Annotated in this window: 9 protein-coding genes; 4 read left to right on the top strand and 5 right to left on the bottom strand. The window is 60.0% G+C overall.

Annotated elements, in window-relative coordinates:
- Window positions 1–73 precede the first annotated feature (73 nt).
- A complete protein-coding gene (alr, locus tag QN377_RS01140) occupies window positions 74–1,303 on the bottom strand; it encodes an alanine racemase (RefSeq protein WP_095018494.1) in 1,230 nt (409 codons plus the stop codon).
- Window positions 1,304–1,431: 128 nt separating this feature from the next.
- Window positions 1,432–1,872, bottom strand: coding sequence for an EamA family transporter (locus tag QN377_RS01135; RefSeq protein WP_095000612.1), 441 nt, complete (start codon window positions 1,870–1,872; stop codon window positions 1,432–1,434).
- A gap of 226 nt (window positions 1,873–2,098) precedes the next feature.
- Between QN377_RS01135 and QN377_RS01130 the strand changes: the two genes are divergently transcribed.
- On the top strand, window positions 2,099–2,629 hold the full coding sequence (locus QN377_RS01130) for a glyoxalase superfamily protein (RefSeq protein ID WP_095018495.1): 531 nt from the start codon (window positions 2,099–2,101) through the stop codon (window positions 2,627–2,629).
- 7 nt (window positions 2,630–2,636) lie between these two features.
- Here the strand turns inward: QN377_RS01130 and QN377_RS01125 are convergent, their stop codons facing one another.
- Window positions 2,637–3,443, bottom strand: a complete 807-nt coding sequence (locus QN377_RS01125; protein WP_232527577.1) for a helix-turn-helix domain-containing protein — start codon at window positions 3,441–3,443, stop codon at window positions 2,637–2,639.
- A gap of 114 nt (window positions 3,444–3,557) precedes the next feature.
- Here QN377_RS01125 and QN377_RS01120 point away from each other — a divergent pair, with 114 nt between their 5' ends.
- From QN377_RS01120 to QN377_RS01110, 3 genes are all read left to right on the top strand, one after another.
- Window positions 3,558–3,908 (top strand): DUF2834 domain-containing protein, encoded by a 351-nt coding sequence (locus QN377_RS01120; protein WP_095018497.1) that lies wholly within the window; start codon window positions 3,558–3,560, stop codon window positions 3,906–3,908.
- Window positions 3,909–4,010: 102 nt separating this feature from the next.
- A complete protein-coding gene (locus QN377_RS01115) occupies window positions 4,011–4,721 on the top strand; it encodes an AzlC family ABC transporter permease (RefSeq protein WP_095000613.1) in 711 nt (236 codons plus the stop codon).
- The gene (locus QN377_RS01110; protein WP_095000098.1) at window positions 4,718–5,026 is read left to right on the top strand and encodes an AzlD family protein; all 309 of its coding nucleotides are present in this window, start codon (window positions 4,718–4,720) and stop codon (window positions 5,024–5,026) included. The genes QN377_RS01115 and QN377_RS01110 overlap by 4 nt, the downstream gene beginning before the upstream one ends.
- A gap of 56 nt (window positions 5,027–5,082) precedes the next feature.
- Here the strand turns inward: QN377_RS01110 and arsH are convergent, their stop codons facing one another.
- Together arsH and QN377_RS01100 are read right to left on the bottom strand one after the other, a co-directional pair.
- Window positions 5,083–5,778, bottom strand: a complete 696-nt coding sequence (gene arsH, locus QN377_RS01105) for an arsenical resistance protein ArsH (RefSeq protein ID WP_322212828.1) — start codon at window positions 5,776–5,778, stop codon at window positions 5,083–5,085.
- Between the two features lie 11 nt (window positions 5,779–5,789).
- Entirely contained in the window at window positions 5,790–6,260 is a 471-nt protein-coding gene (locus QN377_RS01100; protein ID WP_095000100.1) for an arsenate reductase ArsC, read from the bottom strand.
- Window positions 6,261–6,275: the final 15 nt, after the last annotated feature.

Genomic DNA, 6,275 nt, shown 5'->3' with positions numbered 1-6,275 from the left:
AGATGTGTATAAGAGACAGCTCCCACACTAGGGCTTGACCTGCAACAGAGTCTCTACAAGCTCTACGCAGGCCCTACTTCTCGACCAGGACCTTCGGGTTGGAGTTGCCCCACACCGTATACAGGTCGGCCAGCAATGCACCGTTGATGTCTTCAACTTCCGCCTGGCTGATTTCGGCCTTGCCCTGTTGCCCGAACAACACCACTTCGTCGCCGCTTTTGACATCCGGCGCGTCTGTAACGTCGACCATGAGGGTATTCATCGAGACCTTGCCCACCACCGGCACGCGATGGCCGTTGATCAGCACGATACCCTTGTTGGTAAAGGCACGGCGGTAACCGTCGGAGTAACCCACGGTGACATTGGCCAGTTTCGAGTCGCGGCCCAGCGTCCAGGTGCGGTCATAGCCCACGGTGTTGCCCTTGGGGTAGCTGTTGACCGAAGCGACATGGGACTTGAATTGCATCACGCGCTTGTAGTCGGTGTGCGACGGCACCGTGTCGCCGAACAACGCACCGCCCGGGCGAACCATGTCCAGATGCGATTCCGGCACTTCCAGGGTGGCGAACGAGTTGGCCGCATGCAGGGTGATTTTGCTGCGATCGAGTTCTGCAACATTGATCAGCCATTGTGCCTGCTCGTTGAACGCCTTGAGCCCTGCACGCACGTCGTCGGCGTCTTCTACCGCGAAGTGGGTCATGATCGCGCGCACTTCCAGGTTCGGCACCTTGGTGATGGCGACCGCGTCGCGGCGGCCCTCGGCGGTGGTCATTTCCACGCCGTTGCGGCTCATGCCGCTGGAGTTCAGGCCCAGGTGCACCACCAGCGGACGGCCGTGTTTTTCGGCAATCAGGCTGGCCTTGACGGCGAAATCAAGGTTGCCTACCAACTCTTCCATATTGTACGGCAGCGCCGCTTCCAGCTCGCTGAGTGCTGCCGTACGCACACGGATCAGTTGGCCCTTGAAGCCGCTTTCACGTACCACGCGAGCCTCTTCATTGCTCGCCACGCCAACGCAAGGCACACCGGTAGCGATGATTGAAGGCATCAGCAGGCCGATGCCGTGGCCGTAGGCATCGGCCTTGAGCACGGCGCAGATTTTCGATTTGTCGCCCACAGTCGCTTGCAACACGCCAATGTTGTGGACGAACGCGGCTCTGTTGATCTCGACCCAGGCATTGCTGTCCTGTGTATTGACCTGGGCAACGCCATCGACCATCGACAGCGGCGGGGCGGCGAAGGCCGGGTTGTGCATTAAAGCCATGCCCAAAGACAGGGCAAGAAGGGTACGGGTGAAGGGCATTTGCTGAGTTTCCATACGTTATTTTTTTTGCGGCAGGGTGACGCGCGGCAATACTAGGATTGGCTTGCAGGAAAAGTCACTCCCCGGGCCGCGTATCTGTCTGAAAGTGTCGTGGTGCCAAAGGGCACCTATCGCCGCCACGCCAGCAACACCACACCCACGGTAATCAGGCTGATCCCCGCCCATTGGCGAATATCGAGCTTTTCACCCAGCAGCGTCACGCCCAGCACGGCCACGATCACCACGCTGAGTTTGTCCACCGGCGCCACCAGTGACGCCTGGCCCAGTTGCAGGGCTCGGTAATAGCAGATCCACGAGGCCCCGGTGGCCAGCCCCGAGAGCACCAGAAACACATAGCTGCGCGCCGAAATCGAGCCCAGCGACTGATACTGGCCGGTTGCGTAGAGGATCAGTGCCAGGCTCACCAGCACGACGACGGTACGCAGCAAGGTGGCGAAATCGGAGTTGATGCCGGTAATGCCAATTTTGCCGAAAATCGCCGTCATGGCAGCGAACACCGCCGAAAGTAATGCCCAGAATGTCCAGCTTGAATAGAAAGTCGAGCCCATGGGTTTGCCTGAGTGATCGCTGAAGGTGCTTTCAAGCATATGTCATGCAGGGGCGTTGAGGCTGTAACCCGGTGCAGGGCTTGTGTACTATCGGCACTGGCCGATGCTGCCCGCCGCTCGCTCCCCATGGGAAGGTGAAAGCATGATTATCTGCCTTTTCCCCTCTCTCTTGACGGTCGAGGTTTGGCAACGCGAGCACCAAAAGCCTTCGCCCCCGGGAGCACTGATGCAGTCAATCGAGCAAGCCAAACAGATGGCCAAGAGCCTGCGAACCTCGCTGCAGGCGCGCAATCTGGAAGTCACCCATGCCATCGCCCTTGAACTGGTTGCCAGGCAACTGGGTTACAAGGACTGGAATACGGCCAGTGCACGGCTGCCTGTGCAGAGTGCTGCGCCGGCAATTAGCTTCGACAGGCCGATTCCGATATTGCGGATGTTTGATGAGGCCAAGGCCCGAGAGTTCTATCTGGATTTCCTGGGTTTCAGCGTTGAGTTCGAGCACCGCTTCGAAGCAGGTTTGCCGCTCTATCTGGGCATCAGCCGCAGCGGCTTGCAACTGCATCTTTCCGAGCATCATGGCGATGCCAGCCCCGGCTCCACGGTATTCGTACCCATGGACAATATCGAGTTGCTGCACGACGAGCTAATGGCCAAGCGCTACGGTTATGGCCGCCCGCAGATTGTCCAGCAGGGCTGGGGACGGGTGCTGGAGGTTCATGACCCGTTTGGCAACCGCATCCGTTTTTGCCAGGACTGACGGATCTTCAGCCCCGTGAGCGCTCATAAGCCGCTGTCATGATCTGCCAGGTTTGTGCATCCGCCGGGATCAGATGCTCGATACGCATTGAGGTTACGGTGATATCGAGCGGCATGCCGAATGTGGTGAAGGTGGACATGAAGTTCAGCTCGCCATGGACGCAGGCAATGCGGGTCAAGACCAGTGGCGGCAGTTCCCGGGGCAGGGCCGCGAGGGTGTCCGGGGCGCTGAGGGTTTGCATAAGACTGGCCAGTACGGGGTTGGACAGGGCCTCGCGTGTCGCCCGTTGCCAGGCCAGGGTTCTTATTTCTTCGGGGTTGATCAGGTAATCACCCAGGCCGCCGGGTTGCAGCAGTGTGGTCAGCAGGTTCAAGTCCCTGGCCGCGTCTGCGGGTAGCCCGACCAGGCTGAACAGGGCTGCGGTGCTGGCGTTGGCATCCAGCACCTGCCAGTGGCTGCCCAACACAATCGCCGGGGCGGGGTTGTTGGCGTGCAACACATGGCTGATGGCCTCACGTACGGCCTCCATGGCCGGCGAAGAGAGCGGCGTTGTCTCGTAGCGCGGCGCATAACCCGAGGCCAGAAACAGGCTGTTGCACTGCTCCAGCGGTACCTCGAGGGCCATCAGCAGGTTATGCAAGGTGCCGGGGCCGGGTTTGGCGCGCCCGGTTTCGATGCAGCTCAAATGGCGTTGGGAAATACCCGTGATCAAGGCCAGCTCCAGCTGGCTCATACCGGCCTGACGGCGCAGCAGACGCAGCTGCGGGCCAGCGGTTGTCGGGGTGTTGATGCGGGGAAAGGTCAGGTTGTTCATCCATAAACTCTGGCAGGGGAAAAAGGCTGAGTCCATGACCTGTGAGGTCATTGCCGGTGGGGGAAAAGTATCACTAACTGGAGCCTTGTCCACTTCGTCGATTCGGAAATGCTAATGAAAAAATCCTGTCTCGCCCTTGCCGCGTTGCTCGGGTTCTCTGCTTACACAATCTTCACGATGTTGACCGCCCACCAGTCCCTTGCAGCTTTCGGACTGGAACTGATGGCCAGCCCGGACACGGCTCAAGTGGTGATCGACCTGTACCTGATGGCGGCGCTGGCTTGCGTGTGGATGTACCGCGATGCACGCGGTAAAGGCCGCTCGCTGGCCAGTGTGCTGCCGTACCTGCTGCTGACCGCGGTCTTCGTCGCCATCGGCCCGCTGCTGTATATCGTGGTCGAGGGGTTCGTACGCAACCCGGGCACAAACAGCCGGGCCTGTCTGAAAACGCCGCGCCAACCCTGACATTGCGACACCTTTCACACCTGCGCACTGTTGTGCATTAGATTCAGCCCCGCATAATGCGGGCATAAAAACAGTGTGGCGTAGCGCAGAAGGGGTGGTGTGTTGTCGAGCAGTGATAAAAGCGTGGTCGAGCTGAACTGGGCCGAGGTAGGGGATGGTTTCAAGCAGCTGTTGCCCATTTCCATGTTTGTGGTGGTGTTCGGTGTGGCCTTCGGTCTGGCTGCCGCGCAGACCGGTCTGGACAACAGCGCCAGTTTGTTGATGAGCGCTTTGGTATTTGCCGGGGCCTCGCAGTTTGGTGCCCTTGATCTCTGGGGGGCGCAGGTCCCGGTAGTGCCCCTGATCGTCACGGTGTTTGCCATCAATGCCCGCCATCTGCTGATGGGTGCGACCTTGTATCCCTGGCTGCGCGAGCTGCCTGCGGCCAAGCGCTACGGGGTGATGATGGTGATCTCGGATGCCAACTGGGCAATGTCGATGCAGGCATTCAACAGCGGCAAATCGGGCATCGGCCTGATCCTGGGCGGTGGCATAGCCCTGTGGGCGGCCTGGGTGCTGGGCAGTTGGCTGGGCGTGTACTTCGGCAGCGCAATTGAAGACCCGGTCAGCCTGGGCCTGGACATGGTGATGGGCTGTTTTCTGCTGGCGATGGTAATCGGCGGGCAAAAAAACCTGCGCATGCTGATTATCTGGTGCGTGGCGGGCGCCTCGTCGCTGTTGGCGTACCGCTACTTGCCTGAAAACAGCCATGTGGTGGTCGGCGCATTGGCGGGCGGGGTGTTGGGTGCGGTGTGGATGGAGAAGAAAAAATGAGCATCGATACCGCCGGTTACGGCACCTTCATCATTGTTCTGATTATGGCTGTGGTCACGTTGATTACGCGTTTGGGGGGCGTTTTCGTGATGTCCTTCGTGCCCATCAACTACCGGGTGCAGCAATTTATCAGCGCCATGTCGGGCTCGGTGCTGGTCGCCTTGCTCGCGCCCCTGGCCCTCAACGGCGATAACGGCGCACGGCTGGCCTTGCTGACCACCGCAGCAGTGATGCTGCTGCTCAAGAAGCCGCTGCCGGCGATTGCCGCAGGGGTGATCGCGGCTGCGGTGTTCAGGCATCTGTAAATGACCAGGTTGAAGAAGTCGAGGCGCGCGTCGACTTCTTCAACAACAGCCACTGTTCAAATTGAGCGCTGATTGACCCGCTGGCTCAGTTCTTGCGCCGACTCCTTGCGTTCGGAATACCGGTCAACCAGGTCCGGGCGATCGCGCAGCAATACGGTGAACTTCACCAGTTCCTCCATGACATCGACCACGCGGTCATACAGCGCAGACGGTTTCATGCGGTTGTGCTGGTCAAACTCCAGATAGGCCTTGGGCACCGAAGATTGGTTGGGGATGGTGAACATGCGCATCCAGCGACCCAGCACGCGTAACTGGTTGACCACATTAAATGACTGGGAGCCGCCGCACACCTGCATCACCGCGAGGGTTTTGCCCTGAGTCGGGCGTACCGCGCCCAATGCCAGAGGCACCCAGTCGATTTGCGCCTTGAACACAGCTGACATCGCGCCATGCCGTTCCGGCGAGCACCACACTTGCCCTTCAGACCACTGCATCAGTTCCAGCAGTTCCTGGACTTTGGGGTGATCATTCGGGGCGTCATCGGGCAGCGGCAGGCCCGAGGGGTTGAAGATCCGAGTCTGGGCGCCAAAGTGTTCGAGCAATCTGGCCGCTTCCTCTACCAGCAGGCGGCTGAACGAGCGTTCCCGCGTCGAACCGTATAACAACAGGATGCGTGGTTTGTGCGGGCTAGCGGGTTGCACGGTTTTGGTAGAAATCAATGTGGTGTCGAGATTGGGCAGTGTGTCGCTCATGGTGGCTCCGGTTACAGGGTGCTGATACGGTCGAGTTCGCGTTTAAGTGCCGCGGGCTCAAGCCGGGTAAAGGGCAGGGCGAGAAAGGCCCGGCAGCGCGTTTCGATGTGCGCCAGGGTGGCGTGGAACGCGGCGGTTACGGTCGCCTCGTCACCCTTGACCTCTGAAGGGTCTGCCAACCCCCAGTGGGCTTTGATGGCCGGGCCGAAATACACCGGGCACGCCTCAGCGGCGGCCTTGTCGCAGACGGTGATGACAATATCCGGCGGGTTGTCTTCGTAGGCGTCATTGCCCTTGCTGCTCAGGCCGTCTATGCCGATACCGGCTTCTTGCAGGGTGACCAGGCTGCGGGGCAACACCTGCCCCCGGGGAAAGCTGCCCGCACTGATGGCCTGGAACCCTGGTGGCGCCAGATGGTTGAACATGGCTTCGGACAGAATGCTGCGACAGCTATTGGCGGTACACATAAACAGAACACGCATGGTAGTTGCTCTTTG

This window comes from Pseudomonas sp. CCC4.1 (assembly GCF_035019225.1).
GTDB lineage: Bacteria > Pseudomonadota > Gammaproteobacteria > Pseudomonadales > Pseudomonadaceae > Aquipseudomonas > Aquipseudomonas bubulae.
Note: the sequence above shows the minus strand (reverse complement) of the source record. Positions and strands in the feature narration are given on the sequence as shown.